At 66.9% G+C, this 1,675-nt stretch carries 1 protein-coding gene; it reads right to left on the bottom strand.

The window, feature by feature from the left end; genetic code table 11:
- A partial coding sequence (locus M2317_RS18330; protein ID WP_429462710.1) for an Ig-like domain-containing protein occupies positions 1-1,637 on the bottom strand: 1,637 nt, incomplete at its 3' end.
- Between the last annotated feature and the right edge of the window lie 38 nt (positions 1,638-1,675).

Below are 1,675 nucleotides of genomic sequence, written 5' to 3'. Positions count from 1 at the left end.
GCCCCACGCTCATCCACGATCGTGTACTGCAAAGACGTCTCCACCTCGGCATCCGGCGCCTGAACCAGCACCCGATCACCCGACACCCGCGCATCGAGACCCGGCACGTCGTCGGGCAGTGTCAAGCCGTTCTTCACCAGCGCGACCTTCGAGCCCTCCGGGTCCGAGTCGTTCGCCAACGCGGGCACCGCGACCTCGCGCCCCGGCCGCACGACGACGGAGTCCTTCACGGCGTACGGCGACTGGTTCACTTCCTCGCTGGGTGCGATGCCCACCTGGACGGTCGCGGTGCCTTCCTTGCCGAGCTTGTCGCGGACCTTGTAGGTGAACGTGTCCAGCCCCGTCGAGTCCTCGAACGCGTCGTAGACGAGATAGTTCGCCTCGACCGTGACCAGACCCTTTTTCGGGTTCGAATCGAGCCCGAGCAGTTCCACAGAATCGCCATCGGCATCGATGCCGTCCAGCGGGATCGCGATGTTCGCCGTCGTGCCGCTCAGCGTCCGCGCTGTGATGTCGCGAGGGCGGGGCGCCGCGTTCTTCTCCTCGTCGACCGCGAGGATCTGGATCGTGATGTATCCCGCGTCGACCTGGCCGTTCTCGTCGATCACGTTGTAGGTCGCGTAGACGGTTTTGGCCTCGGGGCCCGCGCGGAAGCGCACCTGGTCCTGGGAGACGAACGCCTCGCCGTCCTCGGGCTCGATGAACGGCTCGACAAGCTCCGGCTCGACGTGCATCGCCAGATCGTTCGGATGCGTGTCGTTGTCAAGTACCGGGATCGTCACCACGTCACCGGCCCGCACGACCACCGTGTCGTCGTTCGCCACCGGCGGGAGCAGCTTGTCCGGCGCCGCGATCGGGATCACGACCACGTCGCCCTCGGCCGTCTTCGTGCCGTTCGAGATGCGGTACTTGATGCGCACCTGATCGTCGAGTGCTCCCTGGTCGCTGATGCGCAGGGTCTCGTGATTGAGCACCGAGACGGACACGCCGCTGCCGGGCTCCACGGTCACGGACTGCACGACGAGGACGCCGCCGCCAGGGTCGGTGTCGTTGTTCAGGACGCCGACGAGCGCTTCGCCGCCGGTGGGCAGCAGCGCGACATCGCGCACCGCGATCGGCGCCAGATCCTCCTGCGTGGGCTCCTGCACATCGATGCGCACCAGCCCGACGGCCGCAGGTACGCCGGCCGTCACGTGGTACTGCACGTAGTACACGTCGGCCACCGAGGCCGAGAACGTGAAGGTCTTGTTCGAGTAGTCGGGGACCACCGTGACGCCCGGCTGCTCCTCGACGCGCGTCAGTCGCAGGGGCTCACGGCTTGACGACGTGTCGTTGCTCAGCGGCGAAATCGTGACCTGCTGGCCGACCTTCGCTACGACGTGGTCGGCGTTGGTCTTCGGCAGCGTCGACCCGACCGGTCGGATGTCGAGTTGGATGACGCCGTTGGTCAGTTCGCCGGAACCGTCCGCCACGACGACCTGGATCTCCTGCCGCCCAGGCGGGCTCGCGATCGCGTGGTACGTGATCTGGCCGTCCGTCGTGAAGTCGACCTCATCGCCCGAGGCCGCGGCGACGTCCTTCAGGTAGACGTCGTCGCCGTCGGGGTCGATCCAATCCGGCAACACGTTGTACGACACCGTGCCACCCGACTCCACCGCCAGAGTGCTCTTCCGCT

Source organism: Microbacterium sp. ZKA21 (assembly GCF_050434165.1).
Lineage (GTDB): Bacteria > Actinomycetota > Actinomycetes > Actinomycetales > Microbacteriaceae > Microbacterium.
This window is presented reverse-complemented; position numbering and strand designations above follow the sequence as displayed.